A 24,226-nucleotide genomic window follows, 5' to 3' on the forward strand; every position below is an offset into this window, starting at 1 on the left:
GTTTTCGACACTGTTTCTCTCTGGAGACTCCATGCCTATCGACAGTCTGCCCGAGGCAAAAAGTCCCTCAATGACGGATAAACGTCATACCGCCCTTGTCCTGCTCACCAACGGCACCACCGATCCGGAAGGGCTGGCCGTGCTGGAAGAGGTCGATGGCTGGATGCGGCGGCGATTTCCTGACGCCGTCCTCTGCTGGGCCTTCAGTTCGTCCCGCATCCTGGGGGTTCTGCAAGATCGCGGCTTGGCGGTGCGCAGCCTGCCGCAGACCTTGGCTCACCTGGCTCGCCATGGTTTTGCCGCAGCCGTGGTACAGCCGCTGAGCGTGGCGACGACAGGGGAGGCTGTCGCCGCCGCCGGAGACCTGAAGGTGCGGACTGGCCCCCCTCTGCTCGGTGTGCCGACAGCCGTGGCGGCGCTGGTCGATATCCTGGCCGCCCGTATCGACGTGGCCGAGCCAACGGTAGTGGCCGCCCATGGCAGTGAACACGATGTTGGAGCGCAGCAGCGACTTCAAACGTTGGCTGAAATGCTGGAAGCCCGTTTTCCGCGGCTGGTTGTGGCGAGCCTACGGGGAGGCCCGGGCACAGCGCCCCTGTCGCGACTTCGTGAGTTGGTGCAGGAGCAGGGGCACGTTCACATCGTACCCCTGCTCCTGACCATCGGTCACCATGTTCGCACGGATATTCTTGGCGGGCATCCGCGGAGTTGGCGACATCTGCTGGGCGGAGATGTTCGCTGTAGCGAGCCCCTCGGTCGAAATCCGGCGGTTCTGGAGCTTTTTGCCGGACAGATTGAGGCTACCCGGCAGCGCGTCATAAAAGAATTAGAGCTTTTATAATGCTGTTTCCTTTTTACCCCCGCCATCATCCTTTTCCTTCCGTTCAACCCATTGTCTTGTCAATCTTATCTGGGCTTTAATCCCTTGCATCGCGCAGAATGACTGCGCCTTGGCTATTACATATTCACGTTCTCCCATTTTGTAAAAAAATGTTTTAAAACCACTTGACGTAAACGTAATGCTTGTGTATAGCTTGACTTAAGAGTGCAGACAAAAAGGGGGGATTTGTTATGCAGGAAGTGCCCTATCGGTCGATTCCGGGGATGATTCGGGAAAACGCTGTCACCTTTGCCGGCCGCACGGCCATCAGCTACAAGAAGGGGGGACAGTATATCTCTCTGACGTACGAGCATTTCTACGAACGGGTGCTCATGGCGGCGAGGGGTTTGCGCAAGGCGGGGGTTCTCCCAGGCGACCGGGTGGCGATCTTTTCGGAAAACCGGGCCGGCTGGGCCATCTCGGATATCGGCTCGCAGGCAGCTCGCGCTATCACCGTGCCTATTTACGCCACCAACACACCGGAGCAGGCCGCCTATGTCATCAACCACGCCGAAGCGAAGATTGTCTTCGTCTCCAACCGGGTGCAGTACGAGAAGCTGCTCAAGGTGCGGGAGCAGATTCCCGGGGTGCGCCTGGTGGTCTCTTATGAGCGCTTTTTGGGGGATCTGACCTTTCCCGTCTATACGCTCTATCAGCTCTCCGAGATTTCCCATCCGCTGACGGCGGCCGAAAAAAAATCCATCGAAGACGATATCGAGGCCATCGGGCCTGACGATGTCCTCTCCATCATCTATACTTCTGGCACGACCGGGCCGCCCAAGGGGGTGGTGCTCAGCCATGCCAACATGCTTTTCGATGCCTATTACGGGGCAAAAAGGCTGGGCGACGTGCAGAGGGATGATGTGTTTCTGAGCTTTCTGCCGCTGAGCCATGTGCTGGAACGGACGGCAGGTTACCATGCGCCGCTGATGCTCGGCTCCCATGTCGCTTTCGCCGAGAGCGTGGAGAAGGTGGTGGAGAACATGCTGGAGGTGCGGCCGACCACCATGGTGTGCGTTCCGCGGCTTTTTGAAAAGATCTATGCGCGTATCCACGAGAATGTCCATCAGATGAATCCCCTGCGTCGTCGTCTCTTTTTTCAGGCCGTAGAAACGGGGCGGCGCTATGTGGAGCAGCGCTACGTGAAGAGACTGCCGCCGGGGGCGCTGGCGCTGCAATACCGTCTGGCTGACCGCCTGGTTTTTCGCAAGATCCGCCAGAAGTTCGGCGGGAGGTTGCGCTTCTGCATCAGTGGCGGTGCTCCCCTGGACAAGACCATCAACGAGTTCATGTGGATCATCGGCATTCCCGTGTTCGAGGGTTACGGTCTGACCGAGACCAGCCCGGCCCTGACCCTGAGTACGAAGGAAGCGCTCCGTTTCGGCTCGGTGGGCAAGGCCCTGGAGAAGACCGAGCTGGCCCTGGCCGAGGATGGCGAGCTGCTGGTGCGCGGGCCGCAGGTGATGCGGGGCTATTACCGCAATGACGAGGAAACGGCGGCGGTTTTTCAGGACGGCTGGCTGAAGACGGGGGACATCGCCCGTATCGATGGCGAAGGTTTCGTCACGATTGTTGATCGCAAGAAGGAGATCATCATTACCTCCGGGGGCAAGAACATCGCACCGCAGCCCATCGAGAGCGAGCTGAAGCTGGACAAGTACATCTCGCAGGCGATGGTGTACGGTGACGGCCGTCCCTACCTGGTGGCTCTGCTGACGCCTTATATCGAGCGCCTGCTCGAATTGGCCCAGCAGGAAAATATTCACTACTTCGATTTCGAGGACCTGGTCTCCAACGAAAAGGTGCTCGCCCTTTTTGAAGAGCGCATTGCGGCTGTGAACGACCGGCTGCCGAGTTATGAGACGATCAAGAAGTTCGTCCTCATTCCCCGGGACTTTTCCGTGGACGGCGGCGAACTGACTCCGACCCTCAAGCTCAAACGCAAGGTTATCTATCAGAAATACCAGGATAAAATAAACCGCCTGTATCTGGAACCCGGCAATGGTTTCCCTGACAGGGAGCTGCCAAGCAATGGAGGAAAAGGATGATAAGGATCAAACGGGTAGCCGTACTTGGCGCCGGCGTGATGGGCAGCACCATCGCCGCGCACCTGGCCAACGCGGGGCTGGATGTCCTGCTTCTCGACATGGTCCCTCGCGAGCTGAAGGAAGAGGAGAAGGCGCGAGGGTTGACTCTGGACAGTCCGCCGGTGCGCAACCGGCTTGCCGCCGAAGGGGTGGAGACAGCGGCGCGCATGAAGCCGGCGGCCTTCTATCTGAAAGAGTACGCTCGCCGCGTGGAGGTGGGCAACTTCGCCGATGACATGCCCCGCCTGCAAGAGTGCGACTGGGTCGTCGAGGTGGTGGTGGAGAACCTGGACATCAAAAAGACGCTCTTTCGCGACCAGGTGGTGCCCAACCTCAAGGAAGGGGCCATCCTTTCCACCAACACCAGCGGTCTTTCCGTCAACGACATGGCGCAGGCGTTGCCCGAGGCAGTGCGTAAAAATTTTCTGGTGACCCATTTCTTTAATCCCCCGCGCTACATGCGCCTGCTTGAGGTGGTGGGCTGTCACGACACCGATCCGCAGGTACTTGAGGCGATGTCCCAATTCATCCGCCAGCGTCTGGGCAAGGGGGTTGTCCACGCCAAGGATACGCCCAACTTTATCGCCAACCGCATCGGCGTCTATGCCATCTTCAAGTCGGTGCAGCACATGCTTGAGATGGGGATGACGGTGGAGGAGGTGGACGCCGTGGCCGGACCCGCCACCGCCAGGCCCAAGAGCGCCGCTTTTCGCACCGCCGACCTGGTGGGTCTCGACACCCTGGTGCATGTCGGCAACAATTCTTACGAACTGCTGCCGGACGACGAGGAACGCGAGGTTTTCCGGGTGCCCGAGTTCATGCAGGCCATGGTCGGCAAGGGGCTGCTCGGCAACAAGAGTAAAAAGGGCTTCTACCGCAAGGAGAAAGGGGAAGGGGGCTCGCAGATCTTCTACTACGACTACCGCAGCGGCGACTACCAGCCGTCGGCGCGCCCCCGTTTCGCCTCCATCGACGCGGCCCGCCAGATCGACGACCCGGCCAAACGTCTGCAGATGGTGGTCAGCGGTGCCGACCAGGGGGCTGAGTTCGCCTGGCGCAGCCTGCGCGATACCCTGCTTTATACTCTGCGTCGCTTGCCCGAGATTGCCGATGATATCGTCCATGTCGATAACGCCATGCGCTGGGGCTTCAACTGGGAGATCGGTCCCTTCGAGATGTTCGACGCCATCGGTGTGGCGGCCTTCGTCAAACGGGCACAGCAGGACGGCGTCGAGATCCCCGAGGTGCTGACCCGCCTCAAGTCCTTCTACCGTTTCGAAGGCGGCGTGAAGCAGGCCTACGACCTGGCCGCCGGTGAGTACCGGCCGGTGGCCCTGGATCCCGGCCAGATCCGGTTGGATATTCTCAAACGCGGCGGGGCCGTGGTGGAAAAGAACGCCAACTGCTCCGTTATCGACCTGGGGGACGGCGTCTTTGGTCTGGAGTTCCATTCGAAGATGAACGCCATCACCGGCGACATCCTCAGCATGACCCACAAAGCCCTGGCCCGGGCCGAGGCTGACGGCGTCGGCCTGGTCATCGGCAACCAGGGCGCCAATTTCTCGGTGGGGGCCAACCTGATGATGCTGGCCGTGGCCCTGGCCGAAGGGGCCTACGAGGATGTGGACCTGGCGGTGCGGGCCTTCCAGAAGGCGACCATGGCTATCAAGTATTCCCCCATCCCGGTGGTGTCGGCGCCTTTCGGTCTGGCTCTCGGCGGCGCGTGTGAATTCTGCATTCACGCCGACGCCATCAATGCTCACGCCGAGACCTACATGGGGATGGTGGAAATCGGTGTCGGGCTGCTGCCCGCCGGCGGCGGCACCAAGGAGATGGCTTTGCGGGCTGCTCGAATGGCGGCGACCTATGGTACAGACGTCTCTCCTTTCGTCTTCAAGTTCTTCCAGAATATCGGCATGGCCAAGGTCTCCATGAGTGCCGCCGAGCTTTACGAACTGGGGTACATGGACGAAGGTGACACTATCAGCATGAACGCCGACCGTCTCATTGCCGATGCCAAGCAGAAGGTGCTGGCTCTGGCGCGCAATTACCGGCCGGGCCGTCCCGAAGAAGGGGTCAAGGCGGCGGGGCGCAGCGTGGGTGCCAGTATCCGCAGCCAGTTGTGGAATCTGCAGCAGGGCGGCTTTGTCACCCCGTACGAGGCGGAGATGGGCGGCGTTATCGCCGGCATCATCACCGGTGGCGACGTCCCAGCCGGTACGCCGATCAGCGAGCAATACCTGCTCGACCTGGAGCGCGAAGGGTTTTTGAAACTCTGTGGCAACAAAAAGACAGCGGAGCGCATTCAACACATGCTCAAAAAGGGCAAACCGCTGCGCAACTGAGCCAGTCGTCCCTTTTTGCCAACCCGAACCAATCAAGCACGCAATTGGAGGTTTCCATGAGAAACGCCTATATACTGGCTGCCTATAGAACCCCGGGATGCCGGGCCCACAAAGGAAAATTCAAGGACATGCGTCCGGATGACCTGGCCGCCGCCGCTATTCGCGGCCTGCTGGAGCGCACGGGCATCGAGGCGATGACCGTCGACGACGTGATTCTTGGCTGCGCCTTCCCCGAAGGGGAGCAGGGCATGAACGTGGCTCGCGTGGCTGCCATGCGGGCAGGAATGCCCTACCAGGTGCCGGCCCAGACCATCAACCGTTTCTGCTCATCGGGACTGCAGGCCATCGCCCTGGCCGCCGAGCGTATCATGGCGGGTTTTGCTGACTGTATCCTGGCTGGCGGGGTCGAATCGATGACCACGGTGCCCATGGGCGGCAACAAGTTCAGCGCCAACCCGTCTCTGGTCAGCCAGTGGCCGGAAGCCTACGTCTCCATGGGGATTACGGCGGAGCTGGTGGCGGAAAAGTACGGGGTCTCCCGCGAAGATCAGGACGCCTTCGCCCTGGCCAGTCACCAGAAAGCTGCCCAGGCGCTGGCGGAAGGACGCTTCGCCGACGAAATTATCCCCGTGGAGATCGAGACGGCGACTCTGTCCGGCAGTAAGGTGGCGAAAAACCGGGAGACAGTGGCTGCCGACGACGGTGTGCGGGCCGATACGAGCCTTGACGGGCTGGCCCGGCTCAAGCCGGCCTTCAAGGTCGGGGGGACGGTGACGGCGGGCAACGCCTCGCAGATGACCGACGGCGCCGCCAGTGTGCTCGTGGTGTCGGAGGACTATCTGAAGAAGACGGGGAAAGAGCCCATCGCCCGTTTCCTCTCCTTCGCCGCCCGTGGCGTGCCGCCGGAGCTCATGGGCATCGGGCCGGTGGAGGCGGTGCCTGTGGCCCTGAAGATGGCCGGTCTCAAACAGGCCGATCTGGGTCTCATCGAGCTTAACGAGGCCTTTGCCGCTCAAGCCCTCGCCGTGGTTCGTGAGCTGAAGCTGAATCCCGAAATCGTCAACGTCAACGGCGGCGCCATCGCCCTCGGCCATCCGCTCGGCTGTACCGGGGCCAAGCTGACCGCCACCCTGCTGGCGGAGATGGGGCGACGTCGCGAAAAATACGGCATGGTTTCCATGTGCATCGGCGGCGGCATGGGGGCGGCCGGTATCTTCGAGCGGCTCGGTTAGCCGCCAGCCTGAATCCTGAAATGAGGTGACTTATGACGACACGATTATTCAAGGGCGGAGAGTTTCTGGTAACCGAGGTGACGAAGGACGAGGTCTTCACCCCCGAGGACTTTACCGACGAGCAGCGGGCCATCGGTGAGACGACGGAGCAGTTCGTCGCCAACGACATCGCTCCCCATATTGAAGAAATAGACCAGCAGAACTTCGACCTGGTGGTGGAGGGGATGCGCAAGGCTGGCGAACTGGGCCTGCTCATGATCGACGCTCCGGAGGAATACGGCGGCCTGGAACTGGACAAGGCCACCAGCATGCTGGTCGGCGAGAAGATCTCCTACGCCGGCTCCTTCTCGGTGGCCTACGCCGCCCATTCCGGCATCGGCACCCTGCCGCTGATCTACTACGGCACCGCCGCCCAGAAGGAGAAATACCTGGAGAAGATCATCAGCGGCGAGTGGATCGCCGCCTACTGCCTTACCGAGCCCGAGTCGGGCAGTGACGCTCTCGGGGCAAGGGCGACGGCGACCCTGTCGGAGGACGGCAAGCACTATCTTCTCAACGGCACCAAGCAGTTCATCACCAACGGCGGCTTTGCCCAGCTCTTCACCGTCTTCGCCAAGGTGGACAAAGAACACTTCACCGCCTTTCTGGTGGAGCGGGATTTCGACGGGCTGGTGATCGGAGCCGAAGAGAAGAAGCTCGGCATCAAGGGATCTTCCACCACCCAGATCATTCTCGACAACTGCAAGGTGCCGGTGGAAAATGTCCTCGGCGAAATCGGCAAGGGGCACAAGATTGCCTTCAACGTCCTCAATGTCGGCCGTTTCAAGCTGGGAGCCGGGGTGACCGGCGCCGCCAAGATGGCCCTGGCCGAGGGGATCCGCTACGCCAACGAGCGCAAGCAGTTCGGCAAGCCCATCGCCTCTTTCGGGGCCATACAGGAGAAACTCGCCAACCTGACCGCCGCCACCTTCGCCTCTGAATCCCTCGTCTACCGTCTGGCCGGTCTGCTCGACAACCGTCTGGCCACCCTGGAAAAGGGGGTGGACAACTACTACGATCTCTATCAGAAGGGGATTGAGGAATACGCCACCGAGTGCGCCATCTCCAAGGTCTACTGCAGCGAGGTGCTGGCCGAGGTCGTCGATGAGGTGGTGCAGATCCACGGCGGCTACGGCTTCGTCAGCGAGTATCCGGCCGAACGCTACTACCGGGACGAGCGCATCAACCGCATCTTCGAGGGGACCAACGAGGTTAACCGTCTGCTCATCCCCGGCATGATCCTGCGCAAAGCCATGAAGGGGGAGCTGCCCCTGCAGAAGGAAGCCATGAAGGCCTTGGAGGGCCTGATGACGCCGAGCTTCGAGGAGATCGACGACAGCCTGCCTTTCGCCCGCGAGAAGGTGCTGCTCAAGAATCTCAAGGCCGTCTTCCTGCTGCTGGCCGGCGCGGCGGTGCAGAAGTACCTCATGCGCCTGCAGGATGAGCAGGAGATTCTCACGGCCGCCGCCGATATCGCCATCGAAATTTTCGCCCTGGAGAGCGCTGTGCTGCGGGCCGAAAAGTCTCTGGCCAAAGCCAGCGACAAGCGCCAGGAACTGCTGACCGCCGTGGTGAAGGTCTGCGCTTTCCGAACGGCGGAGGCGGTGGGGACAGCGGCCCGGCGGGGAGCCTTCTATGTGGAAGAAGGGGATAATCTGACCATGATGCTCAGTGGCATCCGCCGCTACACCCGTTATGACGCCACGGGTCTGCTGCCGGCCAAGCGGCGACTAGCCGAAGAGGCCATCAGCGCTGAAAAATATATTTTCCAGTGAGCCACAGGGCGGTCATGATGCCTGCGGATAAACCCGTTTTTGCGCCTGTTCCCGAGCCTCCAGGGGAGGAAAGCCTGCGCAAGCACACGGTCAACACACCCTACATGGTGGGTGAGGTCCATTTCTATGCGACGGAGCTCCAGGGCGAGCCGGTATTGTTCGATACCGGCCCGCCCACGGAGGAGGGGAGGCAGGCCCTGTGCCGCAGCGTCGATCTCTCGCGGCTGCGTCATGTGTTCATAACCCATTGTCACGTGGACCACTACGGGCTGGCGGGTTTTATCGCCGAAAACAGCGATGCCGTCATCTATGTGCCGCGCCTGGATGCGCTCAAGATGCGCCATCATGAGCAGCGCCTGACTTTCATGGAGGATGAGCTGAGACAGCTGGGCTTCGCGCCGGGCTTTGTCGACGCTTTTCGCCGGGGGCTGGAGCGTAGCGAACTCTTTCCGCGCCTGCCCAAGCGGATGGAGATCGTCGAGGAGTCGGACGTGCCGGCCCGGCTCGGCATCGGGGTGCTGGCGGCGCCGGGCCACTGCCAGAGCGACCTGGTCTATCAGGTCAACGGTTGCGCGGTGACGGGCGATATCCTGCTGCGTCACATCTTTCAGGCGCCGCTGCTCGACTTTGACCTGCAGACCCTGCAGGGGCGCTTTGCCAACTACCGGGCTTACTGCGACAGCCTCAAAAAACTGCAGGCGCTGCGCGGACTGCGCATTCGGCCCGGGCACCGGGATTATGTGGCAGGCCTGGAGGAGACGATCCTGTTCTATGTCAACAAGCTCGTCCAGCGGGCCGCCAAGGTGGCGACCTTTCCGGTCGAGCTGCCCGTGGCCCGGGTGCTGGAACGCATGCTTCCCGTCCCTGCGCCGGATCCCTTCATCGCCTACCTGAAAGCCTCGGAAGTCGTCTTCATGCGCGATTACCTGGCCGAGCCCTGGCGGCTGCGGGAAGCGCTGGCGGCCTTGGGGCTGCTGGACCGGCTCAGCCAGGGTCAGGGCAACTCAACCAACAAAGGGGAGGATTTATGATCGTTCGTCTGCTGCTGTCCCTGCTGCTGCTGGCGCCGCTGCCGGTCTTGGCGGTCGAAGTCGAAGGCGTCCAACTGCCGGACCGGCTGGAGGTGCAGGGTGAAACCCTGCACCACAACGGCCACGGCATCCGCAAGAAACTCTTCTTCGACATCTATATCGGGTCCCTCTATACCGCCACGCCCGTGCGCAGTCTGTCGGAAACCCTGGCCAGTCCGGGGGCCAAGCTCATCCTCATGGACTTTCTTTACAAGAAGGTGGAAAAGGAAAAAATAATCGAGGCCTTTCGCGAGGGGCTGGCCAACCAGTCCGCCGCCCTGGCCTCTGGAGAGGAGGCCAAGGCGTTTCTGGCCTGGTTCGGCCGGGATTTCGTGCGGGGTGACCGGGTGGAACTGGAACTGGGCGGCGACGGGACTGTGACGGCCCGCCACAATGGCGAGCTGTTGGGGACGCTGCACTCAACCGCTTTTGCCGAAGCGGTGCTGGGGATCTATCTGGGGGACAAGCCGGCAGATGCCCGCCTCAAGGCCGGCATGCTGCAAGGCAAAGAGCGTTGATGCAAAAGGAGGGGATGGTATGGGAAGCCTGAAAGGTAAAACTTTGTTCATCACCGGCGCCAGTCGGGGCATCGGTGCGGCTATTGCCCTGCGTGCCGCCCGTGACGGCGCCAACATCGTCATTGCCGCCAAAAGCAGCCGGCCTCATCCCCGCCTGCCCGGCACCATCCATACCGTGGCGGCGGACATCGAGGCCGCTGGCGGTCGCGCCCTGGCGCTGCAAATGGATATTCGCGACGAACAACAGGTGGCTGCCGCGGCGGCCCAGGCGGCGGAAACCTTCGGCGGTATCGACATCCTCGTCAACAACGCCTCGGCCATCTATTTGGCCGGCACCCTGCAGACGCCGCCCAAGCGTCTCGACCTCATGTTTCAGGTCAATGTGCGCGGCACCTTTCTGGCCAGCCAGGCCTGCCTGCCCTACCTGCTGCAGGGGAACAACCCCCATATCCTGAATCTGTCGCCGCCCCTCGATCTGAGCCCGCGCTGGTTCAAGGACCACACCGCCTATACCATCAGCAAGTACGGTATGAGCCTGTGCGTTCTGGGCATGGCGGCCGAGTTTCAGGGCAAGGTGGCGGTCAACGCCCTCTGGCCGAAGACGGTCATCCACACCGCCGCGCTGGCCATGCTGGGCGGGCTGGTGCCGGCCGAGGCCTGTCGGACACCGGAGATTGTGGCGGATGCGGCTCACGCCGTGCTCTGCCGGCCGTCGGCAGCCTGCAGCGGCCGTTTTTTTATTGACGAGGAAGTGCTGCGCGAGGAAGGAGTAAGTGATTTCGAGGGCTACGCCGTCTCACCGGGGCACCCGCTGCGTACAGACCTCTTCCTGCCCCCCGACTAGGCAGGTTTGCCGCTGGACTGTTCCTGCAGGATAGCCTGGATGCGGGTACGATAGTCGACGATATCCTTGCGCAGGGAGGCGAGGCGGGAGATCTTCTCATCAACCTTGTTGATGTGAAGGTCAAGGATTTCGAGCAGTTGAGGAGTGATGGTGCTGAAATCCTGGTTGTGGGTATCAAAGTTGCGGGCCAACTCCTGCATTTCCTTGAGGCTGAGCCCTAAATCCTTCATTTTAAGGATAAACTTGAGGCGCAGGATGTCGTTACGGGAATAGAGACGGGCGCCGCCTCCCAGTCGCTCGGAAGAACCCATCAGCCCGATCTCTTCATAGTAGCGGATGGTTCGTGTCGTGATGCCGAGGCGGATGGCGAGTTCGCCAATTTGAACCATTTCTTCCGGGGTCGATGTCATGGCATTCCCTTTACGTAAAGTTTTTTTGAACTAGTTAGCACCGAAAAGGCAGGTTGTCAATTGTAAAAAATGATACCTAAGAAGAGGTTATGCTGTAATAAAATTGTGTTATAAAAATATTTGACCTTAACGTAAGGTCGTGTTAAGGGTATGGGCAGGAGGGCCTGCTATGGAATTTACTCGGGAGATTTACTGGAATGTCGGGCAGGGAGCCGCCGTGCTCTTGCCCATGTACGCTTTGGCGCTGGTGGCGGTGGCTGTCATGTTGTGGGGATTCTGGCGACGCGTCCGCGTCTATCGTCAGGGGCGACGCCCCCTGCACCGCACCGACGCCCTGGAAGAGCGGCTGCTGGAGATGGTCAAAGGGGTGATGCTGCAGGGAAAAGTCATGCGTGTACCCGGAGCCGGTACTGCTCACGGTCTCTTTTTCTGGGGATTCTTCCTGCTATTCATCGGCACCTGTCTCATCCTTCTCCAAGCTGATGTCACCGATCCCTTGTTTGATGTCCGCTTTCTCCAGGGGGATTTTTACAAAGCTTTCTCCCTGGTCCTCGATGTGGCCGGTCTGGTCGCCCTGCTCATGCTCGGCGGCCTTTTCGTGCGGCGTTATCTGCGACGACCCGCTGGGCTGGAAACAGGGCCGGATGACGCTATCATGCACGGGCTTCTATTCGCCATCTTGATCAGCGGTTTTCTCATCGAAGGCGCCCGCATGGCCGTCACCGAGCTCGGTACGCCCGTGGCAACCTGGTCTCCCGTCGGTCATGGTGTGGCCCTCGCGCTGGCCGGACTCTCGGAGGAGACGCTGCGCGGTCTGCACATAGTCCTGTGGTGGGGACACCTGCTGCTGGCTGTCCTTTTTATCGCCCTTATCCCCTTTACCAAGTTTCGCCACATTTTTACCACCAGCGCCAATTATCTGCTGGCGGATCGCGGACCGCGGGGGAAGATGGTCACCCTTGACCTGGAGGACGAGCAGGCCGAGAGTTTCGGCGTGGCCCGTGTTCCGGACCTGTCCTGGAAGGATGTGCTTGATGCTGATGCCTGTACCCTGTGCAAGCGCTGTCAGGACCGCTGCCCGGCCTTTGCCACGGACAAGCCCCTGTCCCCCATGAAGATCGTCAACCAGATCGGGCAGACGGCTTTCGAATCACCCGAAAGCAACCTGATCGAAACCGTCTCTACCGACGCCCTCTGGGCCTGCACGACCTGCCGGGCCTGCCAGGACATCTGTCCGGCCGTCATCGAACATGTTCCCAAGATCCTCGACATGCGTCGTCACCTGGTGCTCATGGAAGGCGCTTTCCCCGGTGATGAGGTAATGTCCGCTGCCGAGAACACCGAGGTCAACGGCAATCCCCTGGGGATGGCTTACGCCGCCCGCGGCGACTGGGCCGCGGACCTGGGCGTCAAGACCCTGGCCGAGGATGCCGAGGTCGATGTTCTCTATTTCGTTGGCTGTTACGCTTCTTTCGACCAGCGCAATATTGCCGTGGCCCGCAGTTTCATCCGGTTGTGCCAGGCGGCGGGCATCAAGGTGGGCATATTGGGCAAGGAGGAGAAGTGCTGTGGGGAGCCTTTGCGCAAAATCGGCAACGAATATCTCTATCAGAGCCTGGCCTCCGAAAATGTCGAGGTTATAAAGAGGTACGGGGTAAAGAAGGTGGTCACCACCTGCCCCCACTGCTTCAACACCCTGGCCAAGGATTATCAGGATCTCGGTCTGGTGCTGGAGGTCGAGCATTACACGGTCTTTCTCGAACGCCTGCTGGAAAAAGGGCGTCTCAAGCTGCGTCCTGTGTCTTTTGCCGCTACCTGTCACGACTCCTGCTACCTTGGGCGCTATAACGACATTTACCAGGCCCCCCGCACGCTGCTGGCGGCTGCTGGCGGCCGTCTTACCGAGATGACCCAAAATCGGGCGGACAGCTTCTGCTGTGGCGCCGGTGGCGGCCGCATTCTGGCCGAAGAAAACCTGGGCTCGCGCATCAACAATAGGCGGGTAACCATGGCAGCCGATACGGCCGCGCCATTGCTTGTCTCCAATTGCCCCTTCTGCCTGACCATGTTCGAGGACGGCGTCAAGGGAGCGGATCTGGAGGGGCGGCTGGCGACTAAAGACCTGGCCGAGATTCTGCTGGAGCGCCTGGCTCGTTGATTGATGGGCCGAAACGGGGCGAAATCATGTTGATCATCATTATGCAAGGGGAGGCAGCCTATGAAAATCCTGGTGTGCATTAAGCAGGTGCCCGACATGGAATCGAAGTTCAAGGTGAACAGCGCTGGCACCTGGATTGACAGTTCCGATCTGGCCTGGCGCATGAACGAGTACGACGAATACGCCGTTGAGCAGGCCGTGCGGCTGAAGGAGCAGGTGGGGGAGGCGGACATCACCGTCTTGTCCATCGGCCCGGATCGGGTGGTGGAGACCATCAAGAAGGCTCTGGCCATGGGGTGCGACCGGGGCATCCATGTGCAGGATGAGCGCAGTTACGACAAGGACGCTTTCCAGATCGCCGCTCTCATCGCCGGGGTGGCTCGCGAGCAAAACTTCGACGTTCTCTTCTTCGGGATGCAGTCGCAGGATCGGGGCTCGGCCCAGGTTGGGGTGCTGGTCGGCGAGATGCTGAAGATGTCGGTGGTGACCACCGTCGTCGAGTTCGCCTTTGAGGACGCTCGCATCACCGTCAAGCGGGAGCTCGAAGGGGGCAAGCGCGCCAAGGTGCGTCTCGGCACACCGGCGGCGGTGACCTGCCAGTTGGGACTCAACACGCCGCGCTATCCAACCCTGCCCAACATCATGAAGGCCAAGAAGAAGGAACTGACCGTCGTCGAGGTCGCCGCTCTGGAGCCGGCCGAGGCTCTTGTCAGCACCCGGGCCATGTATCCGCCGAGTAAAAAGGGGAGCGGACTGGTGCTTGAAGGGGATACGGCCGAACTGGCTGACAAGTTGGTGGGGATTCTCAGAGAAAAGACGAGGGTTTTCAAATAGAGGGAGGCGCGATATGAAAGCACTGCTGATTGCCGAATACAGAGATGGAAACCTGCTGGGCTCCACCTACGAACTGCTGGCCTTCGCCGACAAACTCGGGGCCGAAACGGTCATGTTCCAGGCCGGTAGCGAACAAGTGCAGCCGGCCTATGACGGCACCCTCTACCTGGCGGACGTGGCGGACTGCGGCGAGTACAATCCCGCGGGGCATAGGGATCTGATTCTGTCGGTGGTGGAGAAGGAAAAACCCGACCTGGTGGTCTTTTCCCATTCCTCCTACGGCTGGGATCTCGCCCCTCGCGTAGCGCTGGCCCTGCAGGCCCCCCAGATCTCCGAGGTGGTGGAGATCGGCGAGGATGGCGGCTACGTGGTGCCGGCCTGCAATGCCAAGCTGCGGCGACGCCTTGCCGGCGACGCGCCGGTGACGGTGCTGACGCTGCAGGCCGGTGCTTTTAATCCCCAGGGTCCGCCGGCGGGGACGCCTCGTCTGGAAAAACTGACGGCGACGACACCCACTTCCCTGGAGTTTTTAGGTTACGAGGCGGCAGAAAAAGCCGAAGTCGATCTGGCCAAGGCCGAAGTCATTGTCAGTGCAGGGCGAGGTATCGGTAAACCGGAGACCATGGAGATTATAGCTGCTCTGGCCGAGGCGCTGGGCGGTGAATACGCCGCCAGCCGCCCCGTGGTGGACGCGGGCTGGGCCGATCACAGCCGACAGGTGGGCACGACGGGGCAGACCGTCGCCCCCAAACTATATGTGGCCTGCGGCATTTCCGGGGCGATTCAGCATCTGGCGGGGATGAAAAAGTCGGGGTTCATTGTCGCCATCAATACGGACAAGGATGCCCCCATCGGCGAAGTGGCCGATGTGCTGGTCGTGGCCGATCTCAAACAGTTCGTGCCGGCGCTGACAGCGAAGATAAAGGGATAGATGGAAATATCACGCTAATGGCAGGACCAAAAAAACGGGGGCCGCACTCAGGTGCGGTCCCCGTTTTCTTTGATTGCAAGGGAAGGTTTTACCCGCCTCAGTTTTTCCCCAGGAGATTGTCGGGGATGAGTTTGTCGAGTTGTTTCTTCTTGATCTTTTCAAGCAGTGTGGTGCGTTTAAGGTTGAGCAGTTGTGCGGCTTCTTTCTTGTTGCCGCCAGTTTTCATCAGGGCCTGCAGAATGAGACGGTCTTCGAATTCGCTGACGCGGGTGTTGAAATCGGCCCCTTCCGGTAATTCGTCCGTGTCGGGGGTCTCTATTGGCTGGGCCGCATCGAAAGTTTCAGGCATGTTCTCCGTGTATTTCTCCGGCAGGTCCGCCACCTGGATTGTTTCTCCGCCATGCAGGATAACCAGCCGCTGAACAAGATTCTCCAGCTCACGCACGTTGCCGGGCCAGGGGTAGGCCATCAGGGCCTGCATGGCGTTTGGCGCAAAACCCTGCAAAGGGTGTTTTTTGCCGCGATTGTACACCTGCATGAACTTCTTGATGAGGACGGGAATGTCTTCACGGCGTTCCCGCAGCGGCGGGATGGTTATGGGAACGACGCTCAGCCGGTAATAGAGATCTTCACGGAAGGTGCCCTCTTTGACGGACTTTTCCAGGTCCCGATGGGTGGCGGCCACTACCCGCACATCGACCTTGATCGGTTTGATGCCGCCGACGGGTTCAAATTCTTTTTCCTGCAGAATTCTCAGTAGCTTGGCCTGCAGATTGGGTTTCATATCGCCGATTTCATCCAGAAAGAGAGTGCCGCCGTCAGCGTATTGCACTCGCCCTTTTTTGGCCTGGTTGGCGCCGGTAAAAGCCCCCTTTTCATAGCCGAACAGCTCGCTTTCCAGCAGTTCGTCAGGGATGGCGGCGCAGTTGACCGGGACGAAGTTTTTGCCGTCCCGGGGGCTCAGGGCATGGATGGCCTTGGAGATGAGTTCTTTGCCAGTGCCGCTCTCTCCCTGTATGAGCACGGTGCTCATGCCGTCATCGGCTATTTTCTCCACCAGGCTAAAGAGTTTCTGCATCTTGGGCGATTTGCCGATAATGCCATGAAATCCTTCACTTTTACGGATCTTGGCCCCTTTGCTCTCTTTGTGGGTCTGCAGATCGTGATGGGTCAGGCTGCGAGCGGCAACAATAACCGCCTCCTCCAGGTCGAATGGACTGTTGATATAGAAGAGGGCCCCGGCGTTCAGCGCTTCGAGAATGTACTGGCGATTGTCCGTGGGCAGGCTGATAACGGACATTACCGCCGGGTAGCGCTGGCGAATCTCCTGCATGAGCGCCAGCCCCCCTTTGTCGGGCAGAAAAATATCGGTAATCAGCAAGGAGATGTCGAGGCTGTCCATGGCGTTAAGGGCCATGTCGGGATTGTCGGCCTCAATTACCATGCACTCGATGTCTTTGCGCAATTTGACGGCGAGCGCCTGCCGCCCAGTGAGATCGGAAGAAACCAGTAAAATACTACGCACGCATGTCTCCGTGGGCTAGAGATGGGAGCTGATCTGGTGCGTCCCGAAGGCGCCACCCGGCAATTTTAATGGTTCTGCAGTTTAACGGGATTCTGGCAGGGAGGTGCTCAGATGGGCCTGGACTTTCTGGATGATCTCGCCACCGTCGATGGGGGTCACCAGGATGTCGGTGACGCCATATTTGACGGCCTTGATGACGCTGGACCGGGTCCACTGGGGACCGGCGGCGATCAGCGGCTGCCCTTTTTTGAGGGCGGCGCGCACCTTGATGATGGCAGCCAGGGTCTGAGAATTCACATCCCGCATAACCAGGAAAACGACACGGGCGCCGCTGGTGGCAAACGCCTCGTTAAAGTTTTCTTGGAATGTGAAATGTTTACATTGATACCCTGCCCCTGTCAAGTTTTTGACAAAAGGTTCTGCGTCTTTTATCTCCTCGGCGACCACAATGGCTGCACCGGTGCCGGTGTCAACCTGCGGTTCAGGGGCTGAGTGAGCGGCGGCCGCAGACGTGCCGAGTCCGGAAGGAAGGGGTTCCTCTGTGGCAGGTGGGGATTTTGTTGACGCTTTTCGTTGCTCGGGGGGGACATAGCCCAGAATGGCGAGAGGAATCAGAATGTCAAGCTGTCCAAGGTCTTTCTTGCCCATGCGCATGGTGCAAGACGACAGATAGTAGTCATCGGGAGGGAAGGGGGTCGGGCTCTGCGGGTCAGTCTCTTCCGGGACAAAGGTCTGTACCTCGGTCTTGACGAAGCGAATTTTTCGAGGATAAATCTTGGGGAATATCTGGGAGCAGGTGCCGGCCACCAGGTTGGTGATTTCTCCGAAAGCGTCCTTTTCTTCTCCCTCCAACAGAGATTTTCGCAGGTTCTTGGCGATGGTCTCCGGTGGCAGCAGAATCAGTGTTCCCCCCAAGGTAATAGCGCTTTTCAGGTCGACCACCAGGTACGCTTGGCCGCTGGCATCACCGGAAACGTCCAGGGTGGTGGAGACGGAGTAATCCCTCGGCAGGGTCAGGTAGGCCTGTTTGTTAACAACGCGGCCGCTGTAGCCGGAAAAGGTGATCTCCTGGCCGAGAAAGGCTCCGAGTTCCTCTTCTATTTGAGTAAAGCCGGCCTGCAGGGTTTTTTCAATGTCCTTGGCGGTAATGCCGGGGGCTTCTTCCCTGGGGGAAGAGTCTGCAGACTCGACGGCGGGCGCCGCTGGAGGTGTCTCGGCTGAAGCCGGCCATCCTGGCGCCGTCGTCGGAGATTCCTCCGTTTTCCTTTTCTCCTCTTGGCCTGCTGGTTTGACCGGGGCGCCTGAAGTTTCGTTCTCCTGGTATTCCAGCAGATCCAGTGGAAAAAGAGCCTCCATCTGGCCGAGGCTCTTTCCCTTCAGTAGCAGTTCGGAGGTTGACAGGTAATAGCGGTCTTCGGGGAAAGGTTCATCCGAGGCCGCATCCATCTCTTCAGGGATGTAGGATTTGACTTCGGTCTTTTTGAAGTGCAGCTTGTGAGGAAAATGCTTGGCAAAGGTGTTGGAATAGGCCCCGGCAATGATGTTGGCCACCTCTCCGAAAGCGTCGGCCTCTTCTTCCTCCAGGGTCGCCTTCATGAGGCGCTTGTTGATGAGGTCCTGGGGAAGCATGACCAGGGTGGAACCCAGGGTGATGGCAGCTTTCAGATCAAGAACAAGGTAGCAGGTGCCCTTGAGGCCGCCGGAGACTTCCAGTTTGGAAACGACGAAGTAGTCCCGTGGACCGGAGAAAAAATCAGTGCGTGAAACGGGCCGGCTGCGATGTTTCTGCAGGGTGACCTCGGCGCCGAGCAGGCCGGTGATTTCTTCTTCGATATTTTCAATGCTGGCGTTGAGTACTTTTTCTACTGCTACCTTGGTCGTCATGCAAGCTCATCAAGTCAGGACTTTTGTGGTTTGACCTTCAATTCTACCAGAAAGGTCCCTTCTGAAACGGTAAAGGGAATGATCACCCAGTCGGCGTCGGTCAGGTTGTTGATATTGTAGGATTTACCGGCGACGACGGTGGGCACGGACAGTTTGATGTCCTGGTTATTGGCGCTGAATGCCTCTTTGATGCCTCCGGTAACCATATTGGCCAGTTCACCGATCGCATCGATGACGTCGGCGTTGACTTCGTGGACGTCCATGCCCAGGAAATTCGCCGTGATGGCCATGGCGACGGCGTCCGGGCAATGGATGGTCACCATGCCGCGGATATCCCCGGAAAAGCCGAGGATACCCGATACATGGCAGCGAAACGACTGAACCTGTTCCGTAGCCGGAGGCCCGGCAGCCAGATCCATGGGGATCATGGTTTCGAAAATCTCACGGGTTGTACTGACGATTATCTGTTGCAGTTCTTCCTGCAAAGGTTCCTCCTAGAGACCGTCACCCGCCATCCGGGGGGTATCATACGTCAAACGCCACCGGAAGGCGAGGGTTAAGGTGCCGAAAAGACCAGGTCGTATTCGCGGTTAGCGGGCGATCTGCAGTTCGACCAGAAAGTCCCCGGCGGGGATGGAAAAGGGAACGGTCACCCAGTCTGCATCCGCCAGACAGTTCAGGGTGTATTCTTCACCGTGAACCGCGGAAGGGATGGACAGGGTAATATCTTTTCCGTTGCCGCTCAAGGCCATTTTGATATTGCCGGCCAGCATGTTGGCCAATTCGCCGATGGCGTCCTTGACGTCATCATTGATTTCGGTGGTCTCCATGCCGAGGAAACTGGTGGTGATGGCCATAGCCACCGGATCGGGCGTGTGAATGGCTATCATCCCCTTGCAGGTCCCCGCCAACCCCACTATGGCCGAAACGGAATTGCGAAATGAAGTCATCTTTTCGCTGAGAGGAGCCTTCGGGGTCACGTCGAGCATCACCATGGTTTCAAAGATTTCCCTGGTGGCCTCGATTATGTTCTTTTGCAGTTCCAAAACATCCTCCTTGCGTTAAAGAAGGCCCCCGAGGGTCTCTTCGATCTGCTCCGGGGTGAAAGGTTTCTTGATGCTCCCCTTGGCGCCCAGGGATTTGGCTTCACCCAGGATATCCGCTCCGGCTTCGGTGGTGATCATGACCACGGGGATATCTTTGATGTCGGCACGGGTGGCCTTCTGACGCAGAAATTCGATCCCGTCCATGTTCGGCATATTGATGTCACTGAGAATCAGGTCGACCTTCTGGCCTTCGAGCAGGGCCAGGGCTTCAACCCCATCCCCGGCTTCCAGAATCTCTCCCACATCGATTCCCGCCTGTCGCAGGGAGCGGGTCACGATTTTACGCATGGTGTTGGAGTCATCGACGATCAGTATCTTTTTACCCATTTTCTGTCCTCTCCTTATTGAATGTCGTTGGATGTCCGTTCACTTTATTCCGTACCTGGCCGAACAAGATCGGTCAGGTTGTCTGCCAGGGTGCCCAGCACCGTGACGGCAAAAATATTGTCACCGGCTTCAAAATGCCATTCCATCAGCGGGTCGTCGGCAATAGAGTTATCGTAATCGCAGGGTTCCGGCAGGCCCAGGCTGAACTCCTGGTTGTCGACGAGGACTTCAGAGAGGAAACGGCCAGCGGCGGTGTTGAGTATTTCAAACAACAGATCGCGAAGACTGCTTTCGGCCAGCGCTTCGCGGGGGGCGGCGTATACAGCTTCGCCCATCTCTTCAAGCAGATTTCTGGGCATGAAGAGTTTGAACTCCCATTGTACCGGCTCATGAACGAGCAAGCTCACACAGAGCAGGTTTTCCCGGGAGATTTTGGTTTCTGTCCCTTTGTTCGGGAGCTCCTCGACGGGCATGAAAGCCATGCCTTCCAGGACCTCGCTGATGGCGCGGGTCATGCCGGCTCTGAGTGTGGCGTGGATATGTTCCATGGTGTCTCCTATTTTTTCAGCAAAAAACCGAGTGTATCCACAAGTATCGTGGGTGTCACCGGTTTATTGATGACCCGCAAAGCCCCGAGCTCAAGAAGCCTGGCTTCCTTGGCCGGATTGCCGGCGCTGGTGATGACCACCACGGGAAGGGATGACAGCTTGGGATTGGCCCGGATCCATTTCAGTAGAGCCTCGCCGTCCATCTGGGGCATATTGAGGTCGGTGACCAGCAGGTCGGTGGGGGCTTCCTTCAGGTGGGCGAGAGCCTCCCTTCCGTTGGCAGCCTCGACGAAAGTTTCGTCGCGCAGGCCAATGATTTCAAGGCAACGGCGTATGAACATCCGGGCGGTGCTGGAGTCGTCCGCTATGACAATGCGCTTCACTCTAGTTCTCCTTCGTCTCGTGAAAAGAGGCTTCGATGCGGCGGAATTCCTCTTCCGTTTCCAGCAGGACCAGAGCCAGGTCGTCGAATGTCAGGTCCAGGTAGTCGCTGTATTTTGGGTCCAAGGGGTATTGCAGTGTGTCGGCCCCGGTGCCGCGTCCCCCCATCATGGCGATGATATCGCCGAGGTGGACCGCGTAAACCAGGGCGCGAAAGGCTTCCGGCGCCTTATGGGGCTGATGGTGGTAGCGAATGATCATCTGCAGGGCCTCCGGGAGCTGCCAGCAGGTGGCCACCTCGAAGCCGGCCTCGGCATGGTCGATCCCCAGCAGGGCTCTTTCCCCCTCCAGGTAGTCGACGATTGCGTGTTTTTCCAGGCTTTCGACAAGTTCCGGCGCGGTGTCATGCAGGAAATCGGAGAGAATGCCCTTGCCGATATCATGCAGGATGCCGCCGGTGAAAGCCAGGCCGGCATTCAGCTCCACTCGGGCTTTCTGACTGATATGGCGGGAGGCCATGGCGGTGAGCAGGTCGTGGCGCCAGAGAGCGCCTTTTTCACCGTCATAGCCGGCCAGGGGTTTGTTGAAGAGGGCGCCAGCATTGTCGCCGAGAGCGATGCTGACCACCAGCCGTTCTCCCAGGTAGGCGACGGCACGATCAATGGATTCGATCTTGTTGAGCAGACCGAAAGCTGCTGAGTTGACAATGCGCAGGACGTGGGCCGTCAGGGGGGCGTCACATTTGACGATGTCAATGACCTCACTCAGGTCGTGTTCTGGATTGGCGCTCAGTTCCAGCAACCGCGAGGCGCTGGGGGACAGCAACGGGACCCTGCGGATGGCGTCAATAATGGTGTCGCGGTCAAATTTTTTATCCATGGCAGTCATCCCTAAAGTGTCCAGTTGCTTCGTCCCGGCGACGACAGGGTAATGATGCCGGTGTCGACGGAAACGGAGACGGTGCGGCTGTAGTTGCCACCTAGGTCTTCGGCGACGGCGCCCATGCCGTGGGCCCAGAGAATCTTTTTAATGGCCAGTTCGTTGCGCTTGCCGATATTGAACGTATCGTTGGGATCCATGATTTTGGCGCCGCCGGCCAGCTTGACGATCATGCCGCGTCCGCGGGGATCGCAGCCGAATTTGACCATCTCCCGCAAAAGAGCGGGGATGCCCGTATCAGCGAAATAGCCGGGACGTTCGACGCCTTTGCCTGGGTTGATCCGCGATTCGGGCAAGGCGACATGTACCATACCCACCGTGCGCGTTTTGGGGTCCATCAGGACGACGGCGATGCAGGAACCGAGGGCGTAGGTTTTGACGCTGTCCCCCAGGTTATTGCTGGCACCGTAATCACCGACACCGAGGACGATAGGACTCATTTTCTCTTCTCCGTCAGCAGGCGGATTACCTCATCGGCCATGTCGTCGATAGGCAGGAGCCGTTCGGCGCCCCCCTTGTCGAAGGCGACTTTGGGCATGCCGAAAACGACAGACGTCGCCTCGTCCTGGGCGATGTTACGGGCGCCGGCCTGGCGCATGGCCAGCATGCCGGCAGCACCGTCCGAGCCCATGCCGGTGAGCATGACACCGACGGCGTTGGCGCCCACCTGTTCGGCCACCGAGTGCATGAGGACGTCGACGGAGGGGCAGTGGCCGCTGACCTTTTCACCGGCGTCGCAGACGACCTGGTAGATGCCGCCGGAGCGTCGCACCCGCATGTGCAGGCCGCCGGGAGCGACGAGAATGCGACCCGGCATGACACGGTCGCCCGACTCGGCTTCCTTGACCTCCATGGCGCACAATTGGTTCAGGCGGTCGGAGAACATTTTGGTAAAGCCCGCCGGCATGTGCTGCACGATAACGACGCCTGGCATGGTGGAGGGGAACTGGGTGATGACTTTTTTTATGGCCTCGGTTCCCCCTGTGGAGGCGCCGATGGCGATGACCTTGTCCGTCGATTCGGCCAGAGCGCTGCTGCCCGGCGCCGGTTCCCGCCGGGGCAGGGTGGAGCGTTTGCTCTTCCAGTGGGAGACGTTGGCGGTGGAGGCGATTTTAACCTTGGAGCGCAGCTCCAGCATCATGGCGGCCAGGCCGCGGGCCATGTCCGTCGTCGGTTTGGCGACGAAGTCGACGGCGCCGGCTTCGAGGGCGTCGATGGTGATCTGCTTCCCCTTCTGGGTCAGGGAGCTGACCATGACCACGGGCAGGGGATACTGGGGCATCAGGCGGCGCAGAAATTCGACGCCGTCCATGCGCGGCATCTCCACGTCGAGGGTGAGGACGTCGGGCTTGAGCTCGACGATCTTGTCCCGGGCCATATAGGGGTCGGAGGCGGTGCCGACCACTTCGATCCCTGGGTCCATGGCCAGACCGCTGGAGAGGATCTGGCGAACGAGAGCGGAATCATCGACAACGAGAACGCGAACTTTATGGGCCATCAGAGAGTTCCCTTCTGGTAGGCGGCGGGCATCAGGTAGCGATAGAGGGACTGGTTGCGTCCCAGGGTTTCGGAGTGCCCGATGAAGAGATAGCCCCCCGGCTCGGTGGATTGGTGGAAGCGTTTCACCAGAGCGTCGCGGGTCGGCTGGTCAAAGTAAATCATGACATTGCGGCAAAAGATGATGTGAAATGATTTTTTGAAGGGAAACTGGGTGTTCATCAGGTTGAAGCGACGAAAGGTCGCCTCTTTCTTCAGTGCATCCACCACCCCCCACTGATTTCCCGAGACTTTGCGGAAATACTTGCGGCGCCAGGCTTCCGGCAGAGAGGCGATACGGTCTTCCGGATAGACGCCGGTGGCGGCTGTTTCCAGCACACGTTCGGAGATGTCCGTGGCCAGGATGCCGGCGTCCCAGTGTTTATACTCCTGTCCCAGACATTCGTGCATGAGCATCAGCAGGGTATAGGCTTCCTCTCCGGTGGAGCAACCGGCGCACCAGACGCGCAGGTCCCGCCGGTTTTCCTGTTTAAGCCGAGAAATCACGGTCGGCAGCGCTGTCTGCAGGAAATAGTCGAAGTGATCCTTTTCCCGATTGAAGTAGGTGTAGTTGGTCGATACCAGGTTGATCAGATCGCTCAGACCCTTTTCGCCCGGTTCCTTGACGAGGAAATCGTAATAGCTCTGGAAGTTGGTAAATCCCTGTTGGCGCAACAACTTCTGCAGCCGGCCCACCAGCAGCGATTTCTTCTGGTCGGTAAGATTGATGCCGAAGCGATTGTAGATCAGGGTGCGCAGCGCATTGAACTCCGCATCCGAGATCGGCATCATGGCACCGCTGGCTTCAATGTTACCCATGTCGGTAGGTTGAGGGGCTTTCTGCATATAAACTCCTG

At 59.6% G+C, this 24,226-nt stretch carries 23 protein-coding genes; 11 read left to right on the forward strand and 12 right to left on the reverse strand.

What is annotated here, in order from left to right:
- Nucleotides 1-31 precede the first annotated feature (31 nt).
- The 8 genes from AOP6_RS04330 to AOP6_RS04365 all read left to right on the forward strand — a co-directional run bounded on the left by AOP6_RS04330 (nucleotide 32) and on the right by AOP6_RS04365 (nucleotide 10,790).
- The gene (locus AOP6_RS04330; RefSeq protein ID WP_155875394.1) at nucleotides 32-841 is read left to right on the forward strand and encodes a sirohydrochlorin cobaltochelatase; all 810 of its coding nucleotides are present in this window, start codon (nucleotides 32-34) and stop codon (nucleotides 839-841) included.
- 230 nt (nucleotides 842-1,071) lie between these two features.
- Complete coding sequence (locus tag AOP6_RS04335; RefSeq protein ID WP_155875395.1) at nucleotides 1,072-2,928, forward strand: long-chain fatty acid--CoA ligase; 1,857 nt, start codon at nucleotides 1,072-1,074, stop codon at nucleotides 2,926-2,928.
- Nucleotides 2,925-5,312, forward strand: coding sequence for a 3-hydroxyacyl-CoA dehydrogenase/enoyl-CoA hydratase family protein (locus AOP6_RS04340; protein ID WP_155875396.1), 2,388 nt, complete (start codon nucleotides 2,925-2,927; stop codon nucleotides 5,310-5,312). The genes AOP6_RS04335 and AOP6_RS04340 overlap by 4 nt, the downstream gene beginning before the upstream one ends.
- A 56-nt stretch (nucleotides 5,313-5,368) precedes the next feature.
- Nucleotides 5,369-6,544, forward strand: coding sequence for an acetyl-CoA C-acyltransferase (locus AOP6_RS04345; RefSeq protein ID WP_155875397.1), 1,176 nt, complete (start codon nucleotides 5,369-5,371; stop codon nucleotides 6,542-6,544).
- Between the two features lie 32 nt (nucleotides 6,545-6,576).
- Nucleotides 6,577-8,358 (forward strand): acyl-CoA dehydrogenase family protein, encoded by a 1,782-nt coding sequence (locus tag AOP6_RS04350; protein ID WP_155875398.1) that lies wholly within the window; start codon nucleotides 6,577-6,579, stop codon nucleotides 8,356-8,358.
- A gap of 14 nt (nucleotides 8,359-8,372) precedes the next feature.
- Nucleotides 8,373-9,389 (forward strand): MBL fold metallo-hydrolase, encoded by a 1,017-nt coding sequence (locus tag AOP6_RS04355; RefSeq protein WP_225897353.1) that lies wholly within the window; start codon nucleotides 8,373-8,375, stop codon nucleotides 9,387-9,389.
- The gene (locus tag AOP6_RS04360; protein WP_155875399.1) at nucleotides 9,386-9,946 is read left to right on the forward strand and encodes a chalcone isomerase family protein; all 561 of its coding nucleotides are present in this window, start codon (nucleotides 9,386-9,388) and stop codon (nucleotides 9,944-9,946) included. The genes AOP6_RS04355 and AOP6_RS04360 overlap by 4 nt, the downstream gene beginning before the upstream one ends.
- 19 nt (nucleotides 9,947-9,965) lie before the next feature.
- Nucleotides 9,966-10,790, forward strand: coding sequence for an NAD(P)-dependent oxidoreductase (locus AOP6_RS04365; RefSeq protein ID WP_155875400.1), 825 nt, complete (start codon nucleotides 9,966-9,968; stop codon nucleotides 10,788-10,790).
- On the opposite strand, the gene AOP6_RS04370 is transcribed toward AOP6_RS04365, so the two are convergent.
- Nucleotides 10,787-11,200, reverse strand: a complete 414-nt coding sequence (locus AOP6_RS04370) for a MerR family transcriptional regulator (RefSeq protein WP_155875401.1) — start codon at nucleotides 11,198-11,200, stop codon at nucleotides 10,787-10,789. The genes AOP6_RS04365 and AOP6_RS04370 overlap by 4 nt on opposite strands.
- A gap of 169 nt (nucleotides 11,201-11,369) precedes the next feature.
- On the opposite strand from AOP6_RS04370, the gene AOP6_RS04375 reads away from it, so the two are divergent.
- From AOP6_RS04375 to AOP6_RS04385, 3 genes are read left to right on the forward strand one after another with little or no spacing between them, the layout of a single operon-like run.
- Nucleotides 11,370-13,358, forward strand: coding sequence for a heterodisulfide reductase-related iron-sulfur binding cluster (locus AOP6_RS04375; RefSeq protein WP_155875402.1), 1,989 nt, complete (start codon nucleotides 11,370-11,372; stop codon nucleotides 13,356-13,358).
- Nucleotides 13,359-13,418: 60 nt separating this feature from the next.
- A complete protein-coding gene (locus AOP6_RS04380) occupies nucleotides 13,419-14,192 on the forward strand; it encodes an electron transfer flavoprotein subunit beta/FixA family protein (protein ID WP_155875403.1) in 774 nt (257 codons plus the stop codon).
- A gap of 13 nt (nucleotides 14,193-14,205) precedes the next feature.
- On the forward strand, nucleotides 14,206-15,123 hold the full coding sequence (locus AOP6_RS04385) for an electron transfer flavoprotein subunit alpha/FixB family protein (RefSeq protein ID WP_155875404.1): 918 nt from the start codon (nucleotides 14,206-14,208) through the stop codon (nucleotides 15,121-15,123).
- 97 nt (nucleotides 15,124-15,220) lie between these two features.
- Here AOP6_RS04385 and AOP6_RS04390 read toward each other — a convergent pair whose 3' ends face one another.
- The 11 genes from AOP6_RS04390 to AOP6_RS04440 form a co-directional block, all read right to left on the reverse strand.
- Nucleotides 15,221-16,648, reverse strand: a complete 1,428-nt coding sequence (locus AOP6_RS04390) for a sigma-54 dependent transcriptional regulator (protein ID WP_155875405.1) — start codon at nucleotides 16,646-16,648, stop codon at nucleotides 15,221-15,223.
- Between the two features lie 81 nt (nucleotides 16,649-16,729).
- Nucleotides 16,730-18,532, reverse strand: coding sequence for a hypothetical protein (locus AOP6_RS04395; protein WP_155875406.1), 1,803 nt, complete (start codon nucleotides 18,530-18,532; stop codon nucleotides 16,730-16,732).
- Between the two features lie 14 nt (nucleotides 18,533-18,546).
- A complete protein-coding gene (locus AOP6_RS04400) occupies nucleotides 18,547-19,017 on the reverse strand; it encodes a chemotaxis protein CheX (RefSeq protein ID WP_225897354.1) in 471 nt (156 codons plus the stop codon).
- 105 nt (nucleotides 19,018-19,122) lie between these two features.
- A complete protein-coding gene (locus AOP6_RS04405; RefSeq protein ID WP_155875407.1) occupies nucleotides 19,123-19,578 on the reverse strand; it encodes a chemotaxis protein CheX in 456 nt (151 codons plus the stop codon).
- 15 nt (nucleotides 19,579-19,593) lie between these two features.
- On the reverse strand, nucleotides 19,594-19,965 hold the full coding sequence (locus tag AOP6_RS04410; protein WP_155875408.1) for a response regulator: 372 nt from the start codon (nucleotides 19,963-19,965) through the stop codon (nucleotides 19,594-19,596).
- Between the two features lie 44 nt (nucleotides 19,966-20,009).
- Nucleotides 20,010-20,513 (reverse strand): hypothetical protein, encoded by a 504-nt coding sequence (locus tag AOP6_RS04415; RefSeq protein WP_155875409.1) that lies wholly within the window; start codon nucleotides 20,511-20,513, stop codon nucleotides 20,010-20,012.
- An 8-nt stretch (nucleotides 20,514-20,521) separates the two neighbouring features.
- Nucleotides 20,522-20,896, reverse strand: coding sequence for a response regulator (locus AOP6_RS04420; protein ID WP_155875410.1), 375 nt, complete (start codon nucleotides 20,894-20,896; stop codon nucleotides 20,522-20,524).
- Nucleotide 20,897: 1 nt separating this feature from the next.
- Nucleotides 20,898-21,773 carry an HDOD domain-containing protein gene (locus AOP6_RS04425; RefSeq protein ID WP_213194758.1) on the reverse strand — a complete coding sequence of 292 codons (876 nt, stop codon included), beginning with the start codon at nucleotides 21,771-21,773 and terminating at the stop codon, nucleotides 20,898-20,900.
- An 11-nt stretch (nucleotides 21,774-21,784) separates the two neighbouring features.
- Nucleotides 21,785-22,273 carry a chemotaxis protein CheD gene (locus AOP6_RS04430; RefSeq protein WP_155875412.1) on the reverse strand — a complete coding sequence of 163 codons (489 nt, stop codon included), beginning with the start codon at nucleotides 22,271-22,273 and terminating at the stop codon, nucleotides 21,785-21,787.
- Nucleotides 22,270-23,331: a chemotaxis response regulator protein-glutamate methylesterase gene (locus tag AOP6_RS04435; RefSeq protein ID WP_155875413.1), complete on the reverse strand. Its 1,062-nt coding sequence runs from the start codon at nucleotides 23,329-23,331 to the stop codon at nucleotides 22,270-22,272. The genes AOP6_RS04430 and AOP6_RS04435 overlap by 4 nt, the downstream gene beginning before the upstream one ends.
- Nucleotides 23,331-24,215, reverse strand: a complete 885-nt coding sequence (locus AOP6_RS04440) for a protein-glutamate O-methyltransferase CheR (RefSeq protein ID WP_225897355.1) — start codon at nucleotides 24,213-24,215, stop codon at nucleotides 23,331-23,333. The genes AOP6_RS04435 and AOP6_RS04440 overlap by 1 nt, the downstream gene beginning before the upstream one ends.
- Nucleotides 24,216-24,226 lie beyond the last annotated feature (11 nt).

This window comes from Desulfuromonas sp. AOP6, from assembly GCF_009731355.2.
Classification (GTDB): Bacteria; Desulfobacterota; Desulfuromonadia; order Desulfuromonadales; family SZUA-540; genus SZUA-540.